The organism is Pseudomonas sp. R1-6 (assembly GCF_051132115.1).
Taxonomy (GTDB): Bacteria; Pseudomonadota; Gammaproteobacteria; order Pseudomonadales; family Pseudomonadaceae; genus Aquipseudomonas.
In genome coordinates this window covers 5,117,289-5,137,178 of sequence record NZ_CP071662.1, presented here as the reverse complement: position 1 = coordinate 5,137,178, position 19,890 = coordinate 5,117,289, and the positions used below count along the sequence as shown (strand labels likewise).

The following is a 19,890-nucleotide window of genomic DNA, read 5'->3' as shown; positions in this document are numbered from 1 at the left end:
TTTTCTCGATAAATACTTTGCTAGCCCTGATGCGTTGTCACGCGGCCTACTAGATAATCGCGCGCTACGGGGGACCAGCGTTCGCTGGTCCATTTGACTTAGGTAGAGACTTGTCCTGAACCGTTTGGGGAATCATTTTGCCCCGTCGGAGTCGGAACAATGCTCGCCAACTTGGCAAGAGTGGTCCGCAGGAACGGTTTTTCAGCGCCGTTACCGTGTAGATACTTTATCTGGCCGTTGGTTTTTTGATCAGTTTTCGGCGAGGGTTGCTCGTGATTGTTAGTCCCTGTAATGCACCAAAAATGACTGCCAAACGGTTTAGAAACGCTCTGGTAGCGGGCTCGGCCCTGTTGTGCCTGTTTGGCGCCGGCCAACTGTGGGCATTCAGCCTGGATGATGTATCGGCGAAGGCACAAGAACTGGCCGGGCAGAAGTTCGAAGCCCCGCGCAGCAATTTGCCGAATGAATTCCGCGAAATGAAGTTCGCCGATTATCAGAAAATTCGTTTCCGCACTGAAAAAGCTGAATGGGCCGACCAGAAGACGCCGTTCCGGCTGTCGTTCTATCACCAGGGCATGCACTTCGACACGCCGGTGAAAATCAATGAGATCACCGCGACCACCGTCGATGAGATCAAATATGACCCGGCGCGCTTCGATTTCGGTGACGTCAAGTTCGATCCCAAGGCGACCGAACAGCTGGGCTACGCGGGATTCCGTGTGCTGTACCCGATCAACAAGGCCGACAAGCAAGACGAGATCATGACCATGCTGGGCGCGAGCTACTTCCGCGTCATCGGCAAAGGCCAGGTTTACGGCTTATCCGCGCGTGGCATGGCCATCGACACCGCACTGCCGTCGGGTGAAGAGTTCCCACGCTTTCGCGAATTCTGGATCCAGCGCCCGAAACCGACCGACAAGCATCTGGTGATCTTCGCCTTGCTGGATTCGCCACGGGCTACCGGCGCCTATCGCCTGACGCTGCGTCCAGGCACCGACACCGTGGTCGACGTGAAATCGCGCGTATTCCTGCGTGATCGCGTCAACAAGCTGGGCATCGCCCCGTTGACCAGCATGTTCCTGTTCGGCGCCAACCAGCCGTCCAAAGTGCTGAACTACCGTCGCGAGCTCCACGACTCCAGCGGCCTGTCCATTCATGCCGGCAACGGCGAGTGGATCTGGCGTGCCTTGAACAACCCGAAACACCTGGCCGTGAGCAGCTTCTCGGTGGAAAACCCGCGTGGTTTCGGCTTGCTGCAACGTGGCCGTGACTTCAGCCACTACGAGGACCTGGACGACCGTTACGACAAGCGTCCAAGCGCCTGGATCGAGCCGAAAGGCGATTGGGGCAAGGGCACCGTGAACCTGGTCGAGATCCCGACTGCCGATGAAACCAACGACAACATCGTTGCGTTCTGGAGCCCGGAAAAGCTGCCTGAGCCAGGCCAGCCTCTGGACTTCGCCTATCGCCTGCACTGGACCCTCGATGAAGCCAGCCTGCACTCGCCAGACAGCGCCTGGGTCAAGCAGACCCTGCGTTCCACCGGCGACGTCAAACAGTCCAACCTGATCCGCCAGCCGGATGGCAGCGTGGCCTACCTGGTCGATTTTGAAGGCCCGTCCCTGCAAGCCCTGCCGGAAAACGCAGAGGTGCGTAGCCAGGTGAGCGTCGGCGACAACGCCGAGATCGTTGAAAACAGCGTGCGCTACAACCCGGAAACCAAGGGCTGGCGCTTGACGCTGCGCCTGAAGATCAAGGACCCGAGCAAGGCCACCGAAATGCGTGCCGCCCTGGTCCGGCCGCTTGTGCCGGTCGAACTGCCGGCCGCCTCGCATTCCGTGACCACCTTGGCCAAGGCCGACAAGGTTGCCAAGCAGCAGAGCGAGAAAGAAAAAACCAACGAGCAAGCCAACGAGCAAAAAGAAGCCAAGGCCGTCAAGGCGTCCACCGCCGCCGCCGAGCCGACCCCAACCCCGCAGGAACCGGAACAGACTGAGCAAGTCCTGACCGAGACCTGGAGCTATCAGTTGCCTGCCGATGAGTAATACTCCCGTACAACCAGAATCTCTTCGCGAGTATCTGGCCCATTTGCCGATGACCGACGAGCAGCGCGCCGAGCTGGCGGGCTGCAAGTCCTTCAGCGAATTGCATGAACGCCTGGCTTCGCCGACATTCGATGCACCCACCGAGGCGGCCCAAGCCTCGGTAGGCCGTCGCCTGACGCTGAGCACCGCCGAGGAACTCGAAGACGCCGAAATGCTGGCGCTCGATTCCAGTGGTCGGGTGTGCTTGAAAGCAACGCCGCCGATTCGCCGGACCAAGGTCGTGCCGGAGCCATGGCGTACCAATATCCTGGTGCGTGCATGGCGCCGCCTGACCGGTCGCACCAACCCGCCGAAGCCGCCCAAGGACGAGCGCGTTTTGCCGCACGCTCGCTGGCGCACCGTGGGGTCGATCCGTCGTTATATCCTGCTGATACTGATGCTCGGCCAGACCATCGTCGCCGGCTGGTACATGAAAGGCATCATGCCGTACCAGGGCTGGTCGCTGGTGGACCTGGACGAAGTGCTGCACCAGCCGTTGTTGCAAACGGCCACGCAAGTGCTGCCGTATGCGCTGCAAACCAGCATCCTGATCATGTTCGGGATCCTGTTCTGCTGGGTGTCGGCCGGTTTCTGGACAGCGCTGATGGGCTTTCTCGAACTGCTCACCGGTCATGACAAGTACCGTATCTCCGGTGCCAGCGCCGGCAACGAGCCGATTCCGAAAGACGCTCGCACCGCGCTGGTGATGCCGATCTGTAACGAGGACGTGCCACGGGTATTCGCCGGGCTGCGCGCCACCTTCGAATCCGTCGCGGCCACCGGTGACCTGGATCGCTTCGACTTCTTCGTGCTCAGCGACAGTAACGAGACCGATATCTGCGTCGCCGAACAGCAAGCCTGGCTGGATGTCTGCCGGGAAGCCGGCGGCTTCGGCAAGATCTTCTATCGCCGTCGCCGTCGCCGCGTGAAGCGCAAGAGCGGCAACCTCGACGACTTCTGCCGTCGTTGGGGCAGTGACTACAAGTACATGGTCGTGCTCGATGCAGACTCCGTGATGAGCGGCGAATGCCTGACCAGCCTGGTGCGTCTGATGGAAGCCACGCCGGACGCCGGCATCATCCAGACCGCGCCAAAAGCCTCGGGCATGGACACGCTGTATGCACGCATGCAGCAGTTCGCCACCCGCGTCTATGGTCCACTGTTCACCGCCGGCCTGCACTTCTGGCAGTTGGGTGAGTCGCACTATTGGGGCCACAACGCCATCATCCGCATGAAGCCGTTCATCGACCACTGCGCCCTGGCGCCGTTGCCGGGTAAAGGGGCGTTCTCGGGTGCGATCCTTTCCCACGACTTCGTTGAAGCGGCGCTGATGCGCCGCGCCGGTTGGGGCGTGTGGATTGCCTATGACTTGCCAGGCAGCTACGAGGAGTTGCCGCCGAACCTGCTGGACGAACTCAAGCGTGACCGTCGCTGGTGCCACGGCAACCTGATGAACTTCCGGCTGTTCCTGGTCAAGGGCATGCACCCGGTGCACCGCGCGGTATTCCTGACGGGCGTGATGTCCTACCTGTCGGCGCCGCTGTGGTTTTTCTTCCTGGTGCTGTCCACCGCGCTATTGGCCGTGAACACGCTGATGGAGCCGCAATACTTCCTGGAGCCGCGCCAGCTATATCCGCTCTGGCCGCAATGGCACCCGGAGAAGGCCATCGCCCTGTTCTCGACCACCATCGTGCTGCTGTTCCTGCCCAAGCTCTTGAGTATCGTGCTGATCTGGGCAAAAGGCGCGAAAGAGTTCGGTGGCAAGTTCAAGGTCACGATGTCGATGCTGCTGGAGATGCTGTTCTCCATGTTGCTGGCGCCGGTGCGCATGATCTTTCATACCCGCTTCGTCCTTGCCGCTTTCCTGGGCTGGGCCGCGACCTGGAACTCGCCCAAGCGTGACGACGACTCCACGCCATGGAGCGAAGCCATCAAGCGCCACGGCCCGCAGACCTTGCTGGGCTTCTTCTGGGCACTGCTGGTGATCTGGCTGAACCCAAGCTTCCTGTGGTGGCTCGTGCCGATCGTCGGCTCGCTGATGTTGTCGATCCCGGTCTCGGTGATTTCCAGTCGCGTGGGCCTGGGCTTGAAGTCCCGTGATGAAAGCCTGTTCCTGATCCCCGAGGAATACGCACCGCCTCAGGAGCTGCTGTCGACTGACCAGTACACCCACGAAAACCGTTGGCACGCGCTGAACGACGGCTTCATCCGGGCGGTGGTCGATCCGCAACAGAATGCCTTGGCGTGTGCATTGGCGACTTCCCGTCACGGCCAGGCCGAACCGATTGAATGGCTACGGGTCGAACGCGTCCGTCACGCACTGAAGGCTGGCCCGGCCGGTCTCAGCAATGCCGAGCGACTGGCGCTGCTGAGCGACCCGGTGGCCTTGTCCCGCCTGCATGAGCAGGTCTGGAACGAGGCGCATCCCGAATGGCTGGCGGCATGGCGTGAGTCGGTCAAGGCCGATCCGCATGCACCGTTGCTGCCGCTTCAGCCGGTTAGCGTACAGCCTCAGTTGGCCTGATAAACAAAAAGCCCCGCTTCTGAAAGGAAGCGGGGCTTTTTGTTGGGCGCAAACTCAGTTTTTCCAGCAGCCCGCCCCCACAATTGCCTTGCTGTGTACATGACTGCTGCGGCGTTGAAGATCAAATGTGGGAGCGAGCCTGCTCGCGATGAGGTCGGCACGTTCGACATCTTCACTGGCCGTGACACCGCTATCGCGAGCAGGCTCGCTCCCACAATGGGTTTGTGGTGTACACGGCTGCTGCGGCGCTGAAGATCAAATGTGGGAGCGAGCCTGCTCGCGATGAGGCCGGCACGTTCAACATCTCCACTGGCCGTGACACCGCTATCGCGAGCAGGCTCGCTCCCACAATGGGTTTGCGGTGTACGTGAGAGCTGCGGCGCTGAAGATTGAATGTGGGAGCGAGCTTGCTCGCGATGGGGCCGGCACGTTCGACATCTCCACTGGCCGTGACACCGCTATCGCGAGCAGGCTCGCTCCGGATTTGCGGTGTAGGTGAGAGCTGCGGCGTTGAAGATCAAATGTGGGAGCGAGCCTGCTCGCGATGAGGCCGGCACGTTCGACATCTCTACTAGCCGTGACACCGCCATCGCGAGCAGGCTCGCTCCCACAATGGGTTTGCGGTGTAGGTGAGAGCTGCGGCGCTGAAGATCAAATGTGGGAGCGAGCCTGCTCGCGATGAGGCCGGCATATTCAACATCTCCACTGGCCGTGACCCCGCCATCGCGAGCAGGCTCGCTCCCACAATGGATTTGCGGTGTACGTGAGAGCTGCGGCGCTGAAGATCAAATGTGGGAGCGAGCTTGCTCGCGATGAGGCCGGCACGTTCGACATCTTCACTGGCCGTGACACCGCTATCGCGAGCAGGCTCGCTCCCACAATGGGTTTGCGGTGTACGTGAGAGCTGCGGCGCTGAAGATCAAATGTGGGAGCGAGCCTGCTCGCGATGAGGCCGGCATATTCAACATCTCCACTGGCCGTGACACCGCTATCGCGAGCAGGCTCGCTCCCACAATGGATTTGCGGTGTACGTGAGAGCTGCGGCGCTGAAGATCAAATGTGGGAGCGAGCTTGCTCGCGATGAGGCCGGCACGTTCGACATCTTCACTGGCCGTGACACCGCTATCGCGAGCAGGCTCGCTCCCACAGTGGATTTGCGGTGTAGGTGAGAGCTGCGGCGTTGAAGATCAAATGTGGGAGCGAGCTTGCTCGCGATGAGGCCGGCACGTTCAACATCTTTATCGGCCGTGACACCGCTATCGCGAGCAGGCTCGCTCCTACAGTGGGTTTGCGGTGTACGTGAGAGCTGCGGCGCTGAAGATTGAATGTGGGAGCGAGCCTGCTCGCGATGAGGCCGGCACGTTCAACATCTTTATCGGCCGTGACACCGCTATCGCGAGCAGGCTCGCTCCCACAATGGGTTTGCGGTGTACGTGAGAGCTGCGGCGCTGAAGATCAAATGTGGGAGCGAGCTTGCTCGCGATGAGGCCGGCACATTCGATATCTTCTTTCGCGCGCAAGCCCTCTAGTCCAAGTTAAACCCTGAACCGCCCCACCAACGTTTGCAAGTGAACCCCCAGCCGCGCCAGTTCAGCGCTCGAAGCTGCGGTTTCCTCGCTGGACGACGCTGTCTGCTCCGACACATCACGCACATTCAGCACGCTGCGGTTGATCTCCTCAGCGACGGCGCTTTGCTGTTCGGCAGCCGCGGCGATCTGTTGGTTCATCGACTGGATCGCCGACACCGTGCGCGTGATGTTCTCCAGTGAGCCCCCGGCGCGGCGGGTCAGTTCGACGCTGCTGTCGGTCAGGCTGCGGCTGTTGTCCATGATGGTCGCGACCTGTTCGGTACCGTTTTGCAAACCGACGATCAGCTCTTCGATTTCTTCGGTGGATTTCTGGGTGCGTTGGGCCAGGCTGCGAACCTCGTCAGCCACCACGGCGAAGCCTCGCCCGGCTTCACCAGCACGGGCTGCCTCGATGGCTGCGTTGAGGGCCAGCAGGTTGGTTTGCTGGGCCACGGACTTGATCACGTCCAGGACGCTGCCGATCTTGTCGCTTTCACGCTTCAGATCGCCCATGGCAGCGGTGGAGTTGCCCACCTCTTTAGCCAGGCGCTCGATCTGAGCGATGGCTTCGCCAACCACCTTGTCGCCTTCACGGGCCTGTTGGTCGGCTGCGACGGCGGCCTCGGAAGCTTCCTCGGCGTTGCGGGCCACTTCCTGCACCGTGGCGGTCATCTCATGCATGGCCGTGGCAACCTGATCGGTTTCCACTTTTTGACTGTTGACCCCGGCGCTTGTCTGCTCGGTCACGGCGGAGAGTTGGTCAGCGGCGCTGGCAATCTGGGTGACGCCTTCACCGATGCCACCGATCAGCTGCCGCAAGCCCACGGTCATGCGTTGCATGGCCCGTTGCAGTTGGCCGAGTTCGTCGCGGCGGTCAGACGTGAGGTTGTGGGTGAGGTCGCCTGCGGCGACGCGTTCCGCCACCTTCAGCGTCTCATCCAGCGGGCCGACAATCTGGCGGGTAATGACCAGGGCAGCGACCACGCCAAACAACAGGGCCAGGGCGGCGGCTGCGATCAGGACGGTCTTGGCTTGAGCGGTGTCGTGGTCGCGCACGGCGGTCTGGGACACGGTGAGTTTCTGGCTGGAATCGATCAATACCTGGCCTTGCTCGATCATGCGCTGCAGCGCAGCGCCGTTGTCGAGCTGGGAATCACGAAACTGGCTGACCGCCGCTCGATAGACATTCATCGAGTCGCTGGCCTGCTGAAGTTTGTCGGCGTGCTCCTCGGGCAACTGGGCTGGCAAGCGTGCCAGCAGTTTCAGGACATCGGTGATTGCGTCGATGGCCGGTTGCTGGGCCTCGCTTTTGCCGCTGTAGGTGTAGCCGCGAACCTGATAGCGCGCCTGTTGGATCGCCTTGCTTAGGGTCACTATGTTGTTGAACTGGGCAATATCGCCGCCTTGCAGCAGCGATTTTTCTACCTCGGCGACGCGGGCCACGGTGTTGTCGGCGCTGGCGCCCAGTTTGCTGCGGGCATCTTCGCGGCTGACGGTGGCGCTGGTCATCAGCTCGAAAGCACTTCTGTATTCGGCGACGGCGGCCAATTGCTGGTCGACCAGCGCAACGTCCGCCGGCCGTTCAATCAACTCGCGAGCAGTCTTCAGCCCGGCTTCGAGTTTGCCGAGCAGGTCGTTGACCTGTTGCGGCCCTTTCTCGCCTCGGGTGTTGTTGTAGTCGGTGCTGGCCAGGTTCAGGTCCTTGCTCAAGTCATTGAGACTGGCAATGAACCCCAGCTTGTCGCCCCGGCTGATGACATTGCCCAGGCCGGACCAACCGGTGAATGCAATCATCAAGGTGAGGAACAGCACGAGGCCGAAGCCCGCGCCGAGTTTGCGATTGACGCTTACATTTCCCAGACCCTGGGCAAGCCACCGGAACATGCTGATACTCCCTTGGAGCGTTTATATTGGTTTTATGGGGACTGTATCGGCGGCTTTGGTGGGTTCTGTAGGCGTTTGCCGAGATTTCGTGGCGAGGTGTCTGTCAGCGTGTTGCAGGGGTCAGAACAACCGCGCCAGCAGGGCAGTGACGGCGGTCTCGACCCGCAGGATCCGGTCGCCCAGCTGCACCGGCTGCAAGCCGGCCTTGCCCAGCAGGTCGATCTCGTAAGGAATCCAGCCACCTTCCGGGCCGATTGCCAGGGTCACCGGTTCCGTCAGTGCCCGGGGGCAAGGCGGATGATTGCCGGGGTGGCCGACCAACCCGAGGGTGCCATCGACGATGGCCGGCAGGCGATCCTCGACGAAGGGCTTGAAGCGCTTTTCGATGACGATCTCAGGCAGCACGCTGTCCCGGGCCTGCTCGAGGCCCAGGATCAATTGCTCGCGAATGGCTTCGGGCTCCAGGAATGGCGTCTGCCAGAAGCTTTTCTCCACGCGGTAACTGTTGACCAGTACCACACGCGGCACGCCCATGGTCGCCACGGTCTGGAACACTCGCCTGAGCATCTTCGGCCGCGGCAATGCCAGTACCAGCGTCAGCGGCAATTTGGCAGGCGGTGGCTGGTCGAGGGTCACTTGCAGTTCGGCCTCGCGAGGGTCCAGGCGCAGCACCTGGGCGGAGCCCACCAAGCCGTCGATGCGGCCGACCCGCAGGCTGTCGCCGACAATACAGCGATGGACTTCCTGCATATGGGTCAACCGACGGTCGCTCAGGACGACGCGGTCAGGCCCGATGAAATCGGCCTCTTCGAGCAGCAGCAGGTTCACGCTTGGGTCGCTGGCGGCTGGTCGTTGTGATCATCGACGGGCTGGTCCTCAGGCTCTTCCCGGCGCTTGCGCACCAGGCCGCCGAACAGGATGCCGATTTCAAACAGCAGCCACATCGGTACCGCCAGCAAGGTCTGGGAGAAGATGTCCGGTGGTGTGAGGATCATGCCGACCACAAAGCAGCCGATGATCACGTACGGGCGGATCTTCTTCAGGTAGGCGACATCGACCACGCCGATCCACACCAGCAGCACCACCGCCACGGGGATCTCGAACGCCACGCCGAAGGCGAAGAACAGCGTCATGACGAAATCCAGGTAGCTGGTGATGTCGGTCATCATTTCCACGCCCGCCGGGGTGGCGGCGGCGAAGAATTTGAAAATCAGCGGGAACACGAAGAAGTAGGCGAAGGCCATGCCCGTGTAGAACAGCAGGATGCTCGACACCAGCAGCGGCACGGCGATGCGTTTTTCGTGCTTGTACAGGCCCGGTGCGATGAAGCCCCAGATCTGATGCAGGATCACCGGGATCGCCAGGAACAGCGAGACCATCATCGTCAACTTCAGCGGCGTCAGGAACGGCGACGACACGTCGGTGGCGATCATCGTCGCACCCACCGGCAGGTACTCGCGCAGCGGCGTGGAGACGAAGGTGTAGATCTGCTGGGTGAAGGCAAACAGCCCGGCGAAGATAACGAAAACCGCCGCGACGCAACGCAGCAGGCGGGTGCGCAACTCGGTGAGGTGCGATACCAGCGGCATTGGCTGGTCGTTTTCAGGGATATCGCTCATGGGGCTCGCGGCGGCAAAGTGGGATCGTGGGGAGTCGGTGTCGTCGCAGGCGCCGGATCGACCGGTTTAACCGGTTCAGCCACCGCTGGCGAGGCTTCGACAGCCGGTGCCTGGGGTGCGGTCGTCGGCTCGGCCACAGGCTGGACCGGCGTCGGCTCCTGCTGGGTCGGCGTGAAGATTTTTCGCGCTTCCTGTTCCAGCGACAGGATGTGTTCGTTGTGCAGTTGCCGACGGATGTCGTCGGCACCGATTTCACGTTCAACTTCCTGTTTGATCGCATTGAAGCTGCGCTTCAGGCGGCCGATCCACAGGCCGGCGGTACGCGCAGCGCCCGGCAGGCGCTCGGGACCCAGCACCAGCAGGGCAACGAGGCCGACGAGCAGCAGTTCAGTGAAGCTGATCCCAAACATTAGTCAGTGCTCACGAGTCTTTGCGGGTTGGCTCTTCGACTTTCTGGGCCTGCACGTCGATGGTGTTCGGTGCATTCACAGGCTGTGTGGCCTGCGGGTGGACCGGTTGGGCCGGTGGCACGGGTTGAGCCTGGTTGGTCGTGGTGTCGGCCGGTTTCTCGTCATCGTTCATGGCCTTGCGAAAACCCTTGATCGACTCACCGACATCGGTGCCGAGGTTCTTCAATTTCTTGGTGCCGAACACCAGCACCACGACCACCAGAATGACGACCCAGTGTTTCCAATCAAAAATACCCATGTGGTTATTCCTCTCAAGAATTGATCAGGCGGATGGGCGCGAGGCTTTCTCGACGTGCCCGGACAGACCGAAGCGACGGTCCAGTTCATCCAGTACGGCCTGGGGATGCTGCCCCAGCTGGGCCAGCATCACCAGGCTGTGAAACCAAAGGTCGGCGGTCTCGTAGATCACGTCGCTGCAGTCTCCGCTGACGGCGGCGTCCTTGGCGGCGATGATGGTCTCGACCGATTCTTCGCCGACCTTTTCCAGAATCTTGTTCAAGCCCTTGTGGTACAGGCTGGCGACATAGGAGCTGTCGGCCGCTGCGCCCTTGCGCTCTTCCAGCACCTGGGCCAGGCGGGTCAGGGTGTCACTCATGGGTATGTCCTGAATAGATGGCATGCGGGTCCTTGAGCACCGGGTCGACGGTTTTCCAGTCGCCGTTCTCGAAGACTCGATAGAAGCAGCTTTGACGGCCGGTGTGGCAGGCAATTTCTCCGACCTGCTCGACCATCAGGATGATGACGTCACCGTCGCAATCCAGGCGCATCTCATGCAGGTGCTGCACATGCCCGGACTCTTCGCCCTTGCGCCACAGCTTGCCACGGGAACGTGACCAATAGATGGCGCGATTCTCGGCAGCGGTCAGCGCCAGTGCCTCGCGGTTCATCCAGGCCATCATCAACACGCGCCCGGTCTTGTGATCCTGGGCGATGGCCGGCACCAGGCCGTCGGCGTCCCATTTGATCTCGTCCTGCCAGTTTTTCATCTTTGGTCCTGACGGCAGCTTCAAGCTTCCAGCTGCAAGTAAAAGCGATTCTGTGTAGGGGTTGAGTGATAGGTCCAACCGTTTGAGCTCGCGGCTTGCAGCTTATCGCTTGCAGCTGTTTCGTGCTATCGGCGAACGACCAGATACAAACCAACGGCCACCATGACGCCGGCGGGCCAATGGCCCAGTTGGCTCAACGGCCCACCGGCCGCCAGCACCGCGCCGCCACCCAGGTGGGCCGCGCCGAGCAAACGCAGGAACCAGTCGTCCCGACGGCGTTTCCATGGTGGAGCGGGGTCGTTGGCGTGGGGTTGGGACATGCGTTCGAGCAGGTCGCGGGTCATGTTGGCCAGATGCGGGAGCTGTTCGAATTGGCTCTGGACGTTGCCCAGCAAGGCTTTCGGGCTCATTCGCTCGCGCATCCAGCGCTCGAGGAAGGGCTGGGCGGTGTTCCAAAGGTCCAGGTCCGGGTACAGCTGGCGACCGAGGCCTTCGATGTTCAACAGCGTTTTTTGCAGCAGTACCAGCTGCGGCTGAACTTCCATGTTGAAGCGTCGCGCGGTCTGGAACAGGCGCATCAGGACCTGGCCGAAGGAAATATCCTTTAATGGTTTTTCAAAGATCGGCTCGCACACAGTGCGTATCGCCGCTTCGAATTCGTTGAGCTTGGTTTCGGCGGGCACCCAGCCCGAGTCGATGTGCAACTGCGCGACGCGGCGATAATCGCGCTTGAAGAAGGCGAACAGGTTGCGGGCCAGGTAGTCCTGGTCCTCGGGGGTGAGGCTGCCGACGATGCCGCAGTCGATCGCAATGTACTGCGGGCTCCACGGCTGCACCGTACTGACGAAAATGTTGCCTGGGTGCATGTCGGCGTGGAAGAAACTGTCGCGAAACACCTGGGTGAAGAAAATTTCCACACCGCGCTCGGCAAGCAGTTTCATGTCGGTGCGCTGGTCGGCCAGGGTCGCCAGGTCGGTGACCTGGATGCCGTAGATGCGCTCCATCACCAAGACTTTCGGCCGGCACCAGTCCCAATAGACTTGCGGCACATAGAGCAGCGGCGAGCCTTCGAAGTTGCGACGCAGTTGGCTTGCGTTGGCGGCCTCGCGCAGCAGGTCGAGTTCGTCGTAGATGGTCTTTTCGTAATCCTGGACGACGTCCACCGGGTGTAGCAGGCGCGCGTCGGCAGACAACCGCTCGGCGGCGCGGGCAAGAATGAACAGCCACGCCAGGTCCTGGGCGATGATCGGCTTCAGGCCAGGACGAATCACCTTGACCACCACTTCTTCACCCGTCTTGAGCTGGGCGGCGTGGACCTGGGCGACCGACGCCGAGGCCAGGGGCTCGACATCGAAGCGACTGAAGACCTCGCTGATCTTCTTGCCCAATTGCCCTTCGATCAGCGCCACCGATAACTTCGAGTCGAACGGCGGCACGCGGTCTTGCAGGAGCATCAGCTCATCGGCGATGTCTTCGGGCAGCAGGTCGCGACGGGTCGAGAGGATCTGCCCGAACTTGATGAAGATTGGCCCCAGGTCCTGCAAGGCCAGGCGCAAGCGTGCGCCGCGAGTCAGGTCCAGGGTACGCCGGGGGAACCAGCGCCATGGCAACACAAAGCGCAGCGCCAGGAGGAACCAGGGCAGCGGCAAGGCGAACAGCAGGTCATCGAGGCGGTAGCGGATCACGACGCGCTGGATGCGCAACAGACGGCGGACGGCAAGCAGCTTCATGCGTTATCGCTTGGATTCAAGGGATCGGGAAAGGCGCTCGAAACGCGCCTCGAGACGTTCCAGGTCAAGCTTGACCTGGTCCAGTTCATCAAAACGGGCCTGGGCCTCGCGTTGGCCCACGAGGGTACGCGATTCTTCGGCCAGGTATTCACTCAGATTCTGTCCCAAGCTGGCAAAGCCCTGGCGGTACCAGCGGCTGCGGCTGCGCAGGTGACCGCTGAGCAATTGGGTCGCCACCGGACCGATCCAGCGGGACATTTCGTATTCCCAGTCCAGCTCCAGGTCCTGAAGGATCGCCGCCAGCTCCAGCAGCACACCGCTGTCGCCGTCGAGCTCGACGTCCGGGCCGTGCAGCACGGCGGTCTTGTTCTTGCTCAGCGCTAGCTCCAGCAGGCTCGATGCCGGGGCTCGCAGCGTGCAATCAGCTTCGGCTTCCCAATGGGCGGCGAGCATCAGGCCTTCATCGCTGGGCAGGATAAACAGTTGCAATGCCGGGTTGCGGCAGTCGACAGCGATCACCTTGCCACTCAAGCGCGCCAGGCGCACCGGCGCCGTACTGTCCAGGCGCAGGACTCGGTTGATCCCGAGTTCCACGCTGGCGAGCAGGCCGGTGAGCAACATCAGGGCTTGATACCGCGGTGTAGGGCGACGATGCCTGAAGTCATGTTGTGATAGGTCACCCGGTCGAAACCGGCCTCGACCATCATCGACTTCAGTGTTTCCTGGTCCGGATGCATGCGGATCGATTCGGCCAGGTAGCGATAGCTTTCCGCATCGTTGGTGATCAGCTTGCCCATCAGCGGCATGAAGGCGAACGAATAGGCGTCATAGGCCTTGGACATCAGCGCATTGGTCGGCTTGGAGAATTCCAGCACCAGCAACCGGCCACCAGGCTTGAGCACGCGCAACATCGAGCGCAGGGCGTCTTCCTTGTGGGTCACGTTGCGCAGGCCGAAGGCGATCGTCACGCAGTCGAAGTGGTTATCCGGGAAAGGCAGCTTTTCGGCATCGGCCTGGACGAACTCGACGTTGCCGGCCACACCCAGGTCCAGCAGGCGGTCGCGGCCTACCTTGAGCATGGACTCGTTGATGTCGGCGAGCACCACGTGGCCGGTCGGGCCGACGATGTGGGAGAACTTCCTGGTCAGGTCGCCCGTGCCACCGGCGATATCCAGCACGCGGTTGCCGCTGCGCACGCCCGACAGCTCGATCGCGAAACGCTTCCAGAGACGATGCATGCCGCCCGAAAGCAAGTCGTTCATCAAGTCATACTTGGCCGCCACCGAGTGGAAAACCTCAGCGACTTTTTCCGCCTTCTGGCTTTCCGGCACGTTCTTGAAGCCGAAGTGAGTGGTGGGTTCGGCATCGCTGCCTTTGCGCTGATCAGTCATATCGCTGTCACCAAAAAAGAATGCGGGACATTCTAATCCCGGTGGAAGGCTTTGTCTTGGCAAGGCTGCAGGTAAGATGAACCATCGCCCGGACGTTTTGACGCAGGCAGGGTCTGAACGTTCAGGCAAGTCTCGATCAAGCAGGAGTTATCAGATGGCCCGTATAACGGTTGAACGTGAACATGGCTTGGGCAAGGAAGCGGCCCGTGAAAAGGCTGAGAAGTTGGCGCAGAAACTGTCCGACAGCTATGGCCTGGAGCCCACGTGGGAAGGCGACACGCTGAAGCTCAAGCGCTCCGGGGTCAAGGGCGAAGTGCATGTAGGCGAGGATTCGATTCGCGTCGATGTGGAGTTGGGCATGTTGATGTCGGCCATGAGCGGCACGATCAAGGGGGAAATCGAAAAGGCGCTGGATAAGGCGTTGGCTTGATTGATTGGAAACGCGCAAAACTTAAGTTGAGCAAAATCTCCTGTGGGAGCGAGCCTGCTCGCGAAAGCGGTGTGCCATTCAATACTGATGTCGCTGATACCCTGCATTCGCGAGCAGGCTCGCTCCCACATTGGAAATCAGATGTCTCGGGATTTGTGTCGGTTGTTAGGGTGCCGTTTCTAATTATTGCCACTACTTTGTGCCTGAGCCCGTCCGTGTGCGGGCAGTTCCTCAAACCTTTTTCGAGTGAGGTGCACCATGGCCAAAGTTATCCTGAAGAAAAAAGCGGACGTTGAATCTTCCACGCTGAGCGACGTGAAAACGTATGCGCGCAAGATCTGGCTAGCGGGCCTGGGCGCCTATACAAAGGTCGGCCAGGAAGGCAGCGAGTACTTCCAGGAGTTGGTAAAGGCTGGCGAAGTAGTTGAAACCAAAGGCAAAAAGAAGATTGCCGGGAAACTTGAAGCGGCCAATAGCGAACTGATCGAAGCCAAGTCCGAGGTCAATACGTTCAAGGCCAGGGTCGAAGTTCAACTCGACAAAGTCGAGAAAGTATTCGACGCGCGTGTTGCAAGTGCCTTGAATCGTATCGGCATTCCGTCTAAACATGACGTTGAGGCACTCTCTGCTAAGCTCGATGAGCTGACGGCATTGCTCGAACGTGTCGCGCGTAAACATTAAGGAGAACGGGATGGCTGGCAAAAAAATCACCGAAAAAGAAGGCAGCTCGTGGGCCGGGAAGATTGAAAAGTACTCCCGCAAAATCTGGCTTGCTGGTTTAGGCGTGTACTCGAAGATCGACACTGACGGCAGCAAACTCTTCGAGTCCCTGGTAAAGGACGGCGAGAAAGCCGAAAAACTCACCAAGACGGCAGTCGGCAAGCAAGTCGACGCAGCCAAGGACTCTGCCGAGTCCGCCAAGTCGCGCATCAGCGGCGCGAAGGACCGTGCGTTGGGCACATGGGGTGAGCTGGAAGGGGCTTTTGACAAGCGCCTGAACAGCGCGATCTCCCGTCTGGGCGTGCCCAGCCGCAATGAAGTCAAGGAACTGCACAACAAGGTCGACACCCTGACCAGGCAGATCGAAAAACTCACCGGGGCCAAGGTCACACCGGTTGCGACCAAGGCTACGGCAACCAAGACGGCGTCGGCCAAGCCTGCGGCGAAGGCGGCGGCCAAGCCACTGGTCAAGGCTGCGGCCAAGCCTGTGGCAAAAGTGGCGGCCAAGCCTGCGGCCAAAACCGCAGCGGCCAAACCAGCTGCGAAGGCAGCGGCCAAGCCGGTAGCAACCAAGGCTGCGGCTAAACCCGCAGCTAAACCGGCGGCCAAGACCGCGGCAGCCAAACCGGCTACCGCCAAACCGGCAGCCAAGCCAGCGGCAAAAGCGGCGGCCAAACCTGCGGCCAAGGCAGCAGCGAAACCCGCAGCGGCCAAGAAGCCGGCCGTGAAGAAACCGGCTGCACCAAAATCGGCTGCACCGAAGGCGCCAACCGCCGCCGCCAAACCGGCAACAGCTCCGGTGAGCACGGCGAACTCCGCCTCGGCTCCAACCCCGGTGGCCACGCCAACATCTACGCCGACTCCATCGACGCCTCCCACCCAGTCCTGATCTACAGAGCTGAAAAAACGCCCGGCCTGTAATGGCCGGGTTTTTTTTGCGCCATAGAACCCTACTGTGGGAGCGCGCTTGCTCGCGATGGCGGTGTGCCGGTACACATTGTCGTTGAATGTGCCGCAGCCATCGCGAGCAGGCTCGCTCCCACAATGGGTATGCCGCTGCCACTGCCGTTCGTTATTCGTGCTCTTCCAGATACCGCAACGCCATTTGCTCGGTGGCGACCTTGATCGCCGGCGGCAGGTGTGGCGCCACCAGCATCATGACCTGATAGACCACCAGGCGAACGTCGCCTTCGCGATCCAGGATCCGCTGATAGTCCAGGGAAAACAGCAGGGTCATGGTGACCTGTTCCACCAGTTGCCCCAACGCCTGGGTGTCGCTGACCAACAACCCCTGGGCCTTGAGTTGCGCCAGCAATGAGGCCAGGGTTCGCTTCAGCGCGTTGAGCAACTGGCGAATGCCCTTGGCCAGTTTCGGCAGGCGCCCGGCCAGGTTCGACAGGTCCTGGAACAAGAACCGGTACTGAGCGAGGCGTTCAACGATCAGGTGCAGGAACAGCCAATAGTCCTCCGGCGCCAGCTGTGCATCGGCAGGTGGGTCCAACAGTGGCGCCAGCTCGGCCCGGAATCGCTCGAACAATCCGAGTATCAGCGGTTCCTTGCCGTGGAAGTGGTAATAGAGGTTGCCGGGGCTGATGCCCATTTCGTTGGCGACTTCCATGGTGGAAACGTTCGGCTCGCCCTTTTCGTTGAATAACTGCAGGGCACATTCAAGGATACGGTCGCGGGTCTTCATCCGGTCTTCTTTATGGTGAGTCGTGCCACGGTCCGCGATGCGGCCGTGGTGAGGCCTTCAGCGCACCCGTACATAGTTTCCGGGCGCGGCTTCCAGAGGCGGATATTTGCTGTTGCCCAGCGCCATGACCGTTTCGCGCTGTTCGCCGGAGCGTTCCTGGATCCAGCCCAGCCACTGGGGCCACCAACTCCCCTCGACGTGCTTGGCGTCGTAGTACCAAGCCCTGGGGTCGCCGCTCAGCTTCGGGTTCTCGATGTAGTTGGCCTTGGGGTTGCCCGGCGGGTTGAGAATGCTCTGCACGTGACCGCTGTTGGACAGCACGAAACGGCGGTCGCCCCCCAGCAGCAGCGTCGAGCGGTACACCGCGTCCCATGGGGTGATGTGGTCGTTGATGCCCGCCACGCTGAAGCTGTCCACCGTGACTTTTTGCAAATCGATCGGCGTGCCGCACACCTCCAGCGCGCCCGGGCGGGTCAGCGGGTTGTGCTTGAAAAAGTCCAGCAGATCGCCGTGGTACGCCGCCGGAAGCCGAGTGCAGTCGTTGTTCCAGTACAGGATGTCGAACGCCGGCGGCTCCTTGCCCAGCAAGTAGTTATTGACGAAATAACTCCATATCAGGTCGTTGGGGCGCATCCAGGCGAATACGCGGGCCATGTCGCGCCCGTCGAGAATGCCTCGCTGGTAGGAGCGACGCTTGGCGGCTTCGAGAGTCTGTTCGTCGATGAACAACGTTGCCGGGCTTTCCATCTCGCTGTCCAGCAGGCTGACCAGGTACGTCGCACTGGCGACCCGGCGCAGCTGGCGCTTGGCCTGCAAATGGCCTTGCAAGGCGGCGATGGTCATGCCGCCGGCGCAGGCGCCCAACAGGTTGACTTCCCGTGCGCCGGTGATCGCCCGGCAGACGTTCATGGCTTCTTGCGTCGCCTCGACATAGCTGGACAGGCCCCATTCACGATGGCGAACGTCGGGGTTGCGCCAACTGATGATGAAGACCTGCAAGCCGTTTTTCAGGGCGTATTGGACGAGGCTATTTGAGGGGCTGAGGTCGAAGATGTAGAACTTGTTGATCTGCGGCGGCACGATCAGCACTGGCGTGGCGAATTGCTTTTCGCTCATCGGTTTGTACTGGATCAGTTCCAGCAGCTCGTTGCGAAACACCACCGCACCGGGTGTGGTTGCCAGGGTCTTGCCGACTTCGAAAGCCTGGGGCGTGACCTGCCGGGGCAGCCCATCGTTGTGCAGCAGGTCGTCCACCAGGTGGCTGATGCCACGAATCAGGCTGGTGCCGCCGGAGTTGAACAGTTCCTTGATCGCCAGCGGATTGAGCAACGTATTGGAGGGCGACACCGCGTCGTTGAGCAGGGAGAAGGTGAAATGGGCACGGGCGCGATCGTCCTCGCTCATGTCGCTTTCGTCGATCCAGCTCCTGACCTGCTTTTGCCAGCTCAGGTAGGCTTGCAGGCTACGACGATAGAATGGATTGAGCTGCCAGGTGGGGTCGGCGAAGCGCTTGTCGTTGGGGTTGGTGGGGTGCAGCGTTTCGCCCAGCAGCACGCGCCCCAGTTGACTGCCCAGCCGCAACGCATGCCGGGCGCTGTGCACCGGATTGCGCAAGCCATGAGCGGCGACGTTGCGCAAGGTAGAAAGCAGGTCCCTGCCGCGCAGGCCGGTGACCGCGCTCTGTGCATTGATGAAACTGGCAGGGGCGGGCATGGAACCCTTCGCCGGTTTGTCGCGCATGAGTCAACTCCTTCGTCATCAGGCTAAAAACAAACACACCGAACCAGACAACATAGACGCTGTTTCGGGTAGTTGCGTGATCCGGCGTCCTGCCAGGCGCAATGGGCGGTGTCAGCCGCCACCCAGCGGTGCGGGATGTGGGTGCATGACCGCGCGCTGACGTTCTTCCTCCAGGAATTTCATGATGATCGGTGCCACGGCCTCGGCCCGGGTGATCAGGAACAGATGGCCGTCATCGATGATGTGCAACTGAGAATTGGGAATGCGCCAGGCCAGCATGCGCATGTTGATCAGGGGAATCAGCGGGTCGTCGTCTCCGGCCAGGATCAGGGTTGGCTGGTGGATCTTGTGCAGCCAGTGGATGCTGGTCCAGCCAAGGCCCGCGAAAAGCTGCCAGTAATAACCGAGCTTGCCGGCCGAACGCACCTTGGCCGCGTGACGGGCCGCCAGGCTTGGGTCGCGGCGGAACGAGCCGCCGTAGATCAATGGAGCGATGCGCATGACATGTGACGGCTGCACGTAGCGCCGGGGGCTGGCCATCATCCACAGCACCTTCGGCTTGCCGGGCACCATGACCGCGCCGGCGGCCGTGGCGGCGAGCACCAGCTTCTTGCAGCGCTCCGGATAGTCGTGGGCGAACTGCTGCGCCAGGGCGCCGCCCCAGGACACGCCGATCACGTTCACCTGCCCGTAGTCCAGGTAATCGAGCATCCGCGCGGTGAGCTTGGCCAGGCCGGGAAAGCGATACGGCCGGCTCGGTGTAGACGAACCGCCGACCCCGGGCACATCGAAGGCGATCACTTCCAGGTCCGGGTCCAGGGCCTCGATGAATGGGAAGACCAGCTCCAGGTTGGCGCCGATGCCGTTGAAAATCAGCAGCGGGGTCAAATGGGGCTTGCCGGGACGTACCGCGGTGCGCAAGGTCTGGCCATCCAGGTCGACGGTACGGAAGATGTACGGTTGCGGCATGCTTCAAGCCCTGGAGTTAAAAAAGCAGAATGGCAGCTTCAAGCTTCAAGCTTCAAGCTTCAAGCCTCAAGTTAAGGCGCTT

17 protein-coding genes and 1 pseudogene are annotated in these 19,890 nt (G+C 61.2%); 5 read left to right on the top strand and 13 right to left on the bottom strand.

From position 1 onward, the window contains the following. Window positions 1–302 precede the first annotated feature (302 nt). Complete coding sequence (locus tag J3P81_RS23030) at window positions 303–2,045, top strand: glucan biosynthesis protein (RefSeq protein ID WP_420767017.1); 1,743 nt, start codon at window positions 303–305, stop codon at window positions 2,043–2,045. Next, the gene (mdoH, locus tag J3P81_RS23025) at window positions 2,038–4,608 is read left to right on the top strand and encodes a glucans biosynthesis glucosyltransferase MdoH (protein ID WP_420767018.1); all 2,571 of its coding nucleotides are present in this window, start codon (window positions 2,038–2,040) and stop codon (window positions 4,606–4,608) included. The genes J3P81_RS23030 and mdoH overlap by 8 nt, the downstream gene beginning before the upstream one ends. A 1,535-nt stretch (window positions 4,609–6,143) precedes the next feature. Here the strand turns inward: mdoH and J3P81_RS23020 are convergent. The 10 genes and pseudogenes from J3P81_RS23020 to ubiE form a co-directional block, all read right to left on the bottom strand. Then, window positions 6,144–8,060: a methyl-accepting chemotaxis protein gene (locus J3P81_RS23020; protein ID WP_434561092.1), complete on the bottom strand. Its 1,917-nt coding sequence runs from the start codon at window positions 8,058–8,060 to the stop codon at window positions 6,144–6,146. Window positions 8,061–8,180: 120 nt separating this feature from the next. Beyond that, window positions 8,181–8,888, bottom strand: a complete 708-nt coding sequence (locus tag J3P81_RS23015; protein ID WP_434561090.1) for a 16S rRNA (uracil(1498)-N(3))-methyltransferase — start codon at window positions 8,886–8,888, stop codon at window positions 8,181–8,183. Then, window positions 8,885–9,679, bottom strand: a complete 795-nt coding sequence (tatC, locus tag J3P81_RS23010) for a twin-arginine translocase subunit TatC (protein ID WP_420767022.1) — start codon at window positions 9,677–9,679, stop codon at window positions 8,885–8,887. Before tatC ends, J3P81_RS23015 begins: the two co-directional genes overlap by 4 nt. Next, window positions 9,676–10,089 (bottom strand): Sec-independent protein translocase protein TatB, encoded by a 414-nt coding sequence (tatB, locus tag J3P81_RS23005; protein WP_434561088.1) that lies wholly within the window; start codon window positions 10,087–10,089, stop codon window positions 9,676–9,678. The genes tatC and tatB overlap by 4 nt, the downstream gene beginning before the upstream one ends. A gap of 10 nt (window positions 10,090–10,099) precedes the next feature. Further along, complete coding sequence (locus J3P81_RS23000) at window positions 10,100–10,387, bottom strand: twin-arginine translocase TatA/TatE family subunit (RefSeq protein WP_420767024.1); 288 nt, start codon at window positions 10,385–10,387, stop codon at window positions 10,100–10,102. A gap of 24 nt (window positions 10,388–10,411) precedes the next feature. Beyond that, window positions 10,412–10,744 carry a phosphoribosyl-ATP diphosphatase gene (locus tag J3P81_RS22995; protein WP_047699744.1) on the bottom strand — a complete coding sequence of 111 codons (333 nt, stop codon included), beginning with the start codon at window positions 10,742–10,744 and terminating at the stop codon, window positions 10,412–10,414. Next, a complete protein-coding gene (gene hisI / locus J3P81_RS22990) occupies window positions 10,737–11,135 on the bottom strand; it encodes a phosphoribosyl-AMP cyclohydrolase (RefSeq protein ID WP_003196931.1) in 399 nt (132 codons plus the stop codon). Before hisI ends, J3P81_RS22995 begins: the two co-directional genes overlap by 8 nt. Before the next feature lie 125 nt (window positions 11,136–11,260). After that, window positions 11,261–12,865: a ubiquinone biosynthesis regulatory protein kinase UbiB gene (ubiB, locus tag J3P81_RS22985; protein ID WP_420767026.1), complete on the bottom strand. Its 1,605-nt coding sequence runs from the start codon at window positions 12,863–12,865 to the stop codon at window positions 11,261–11,263. Then, window positions 12,862–13,486 (bottom strand): annotated as a pseudogene (locus J3P81_RS22980) (ubiquinone biosynthesis accessory factor UbiJ). The gene ubiB and the pseudogene J3P81_RS22980 overlap by 4 nt, the downstream one beginning before the upstream one ends. Continuing rightward, on the bottom strand, window positions 13,486–14,256 hold the full coding sequence (gene ubiE, locus J3P81_RS22975) for a bifunctional demethylmenaquinone methyltransferase/2-methoxy-6-polyprenyl-1,4-benzoquinol methylase UbiE (protein ID WP_420767027.1): 771 nt from the start codon (window positions 14,254–14,256) through the stop codon (window positions 13,486–13,488). Before ubiE ends, J3P81_RS22980 begins: the two are co-directional and overlap by 1 nt. Window positions 14,257–14,410: 154 nt before the next feature. Between ubiE and J3P81_RS22970 the strand changes: the two genes are divergently transcribed. From J3P81_RS22970 to J3P81_RS22960, 3 genes are all read left to right on the top strand, one after another. Beyond that, entirely contained in the window at window positions 14,411–14,686 is a 276-nt protein-coding gene (locus tag J3P81_RS22970) for a polyhydroxyalkanoic acid system family protein (protein WP_420767028.1), read from the top strand. A gap of 258 nt (window positions 14,687–14,944) precedes the next feature. Continuing rightward, window positions 14,945–15,367 carry a phasin family protein gene (locus tag J3P81_RS22965; protein WP_434561086.1) on the top strand — a complete coding sequence of 141 codons (423 nt, stop codon included), beginning with the start codon at window positions 14,945–14,947 and terminating at the stop codon, window positions 15,365–15,367. Window positions 15,368–15,377: 10 nt separating this feature from the next. Beyond that, complete coding sequence (locus J3P81_RS22960) at window positions 15,378–16,295, top strand: phasin family protein (protein WP_434564162.1); 918 nt, start codon at window positions 15,378–15,380, stop codon at window positions 16,293–16,295. Window positions 16,296–16,478: 183 nt separating this feature from the next. Here the strand turns inward: J3P81_RS22960 and J3P81_RS22955 are convergent, their stop codons facing one another. From J3P81_RS22955 to phaZ, 3 genes are all read right to left on the bottom strand, one after another. Next, window positions 16,479–17,099 (bottom strand): TetR/AcrR family transcriptional regulator, encoded by a 621-nt coding sequence (locus tag J3P81_RS22955; protein WP_420767030.1) that lies wholly within the window; start codon window positions 17,097–17,099, stop codon window positions 16,479–16,481. A gap of 57 nt (window positions 17,100–17,156) precedes the next feature. After that, a complete protein-coding gene (gene phaC, locus J3P81_RS22950; protein WP_434561084.1) occupies window positions 17,157–18,839 on the bottom strand; it encodes a class II poly(R)-hydroxyalkanoic acid synthase in 1,683 nt (560 codons plus the stop codon). Between the two features lie 111 nt (window positions 18,840–18,950). Next, window positions 18,951–19,808, bottom strand: a complete 858-nt coding sequence (phaZ, locus tag J3P81_RS22945; protein WP_039592414.1) for a poly(3-hydroxyalkanoate) depolymerase — start codon at window positions 19,806–19,808, stop codon at window positions 18,951–18,953. Between the last annotated feature and the right edge of the window lie 82 nt (window positions 19,809–19,890).

Bases quoted from the DNA above. Each gene is read 5' to 3' on its own strand.
- J3P81_RS23020 (WP_434561092.1), bottom strand. From the start codon at position 8,060: ATGTTCCGGTGGCTTGCCCAGGGTCTGGGAAATGTAAGCGTCAATCGC.
- tatC (WP_420767022.1), bottom strand. From the start codon at position 9,679: ATGAGCGATATCCCTGAAAACGACCAGCCAATGCCGCTGGTATCGCAC.
- ubiB (WP_420767026.1), bottom strand. From the start codon at position 12,865: ATGAAGCTGCTTGCCGTCCGCCGTCTGTTGCGCATCCAGCGCGTCGTG.
- phaZ (WP_039592414.1), bottom strand. From the start codon at position 19,808: ATGCCGCAACCGTACATCTTCCGTACCGTCGACCTGGATGGCCAGACC.
- J3P81_RS22995 (WP_047699744.1), bottom strand. From the start codon at position 10,744: ATGAGTGACACCCTGACCCGCCTGGCCCAGGTGCTGGAAGAGCGCAAG.
- J3P81_RS22965 (WP_434561086.1), top strand. From the start codon at position 14,945: ATGGCCAAAGTTATCCTGAAGAAAAAAGCGGACGTTGAATCTTCCACG.
- hisI (WP_003196931.1), bottom strand. From the start codon at position 11,135: ATGAAAAACTGGCAGGACGAGATCAAATGGGACGCCGACGGCCTGGTG.
- J3P81_RS22970 (WP_420767028.1), top strand. From the start codon at position 14,411: ATGGCCCGTATAACGGTTGAACGTGAACATGGCTTGGGCAAGGAAGCG.
- tatB (WP_434561088.1), bottom strand. From the start codon at position 10,089: ATGTTTGGGATCAGCTTCACTGAACTGCTGCTCGTCGGCCTCGTTGCC.
- J3P81_RS22955 (WP_420767030.1), bottom strand. From the start codon at position 17,099: ATGAAGACCCGCGACCGTATCCTTGAATGTGCCCTGCAGTTATTCAAC.
- ubiE (WP_420767027.1), bottom strand. From the start codon at position 14,256: ATGACTGATCAGCGCAAAGGCAGCGATGCCGAACCCACCACTCACTTC.
- phaC (WP_434561084.1), bottom strand. From the start codon at position 18,839: ATGCGCGACAAACCGGCGAAGGGTTCCATGCCCGCCCCTGCCAGTTTC.
- J3P81_RS23030 (WP_420767017.1), top strand. From the start codon at position 303: ATGACTGCCAAACGGTTTAGAAACGCTCTGGTAGCGGGCTCGGCCCTG.
- mdoH (WP_420767018.1), top strand. From the start codon at position 2,038: ATGAGTAATACTCCCGTACAACCAGAATCTCTTCGCGAGTATCTGGCC.
- J3P81_RS22960 (WP_434564162.1), top strand. From the start codon at position 15,378: ATGGCTGGCAAAAAAATCACCGAAAAAGAAGGCAGCTCGTGGGCCGGG.
- J3P81_RS23000 (WP_420767024.1), bottom strand. From the start codon at position 10,387: ATGGGTATTTTTGATTGGAAACACTGGGTCGTCATTCTGGTGGTCGTG.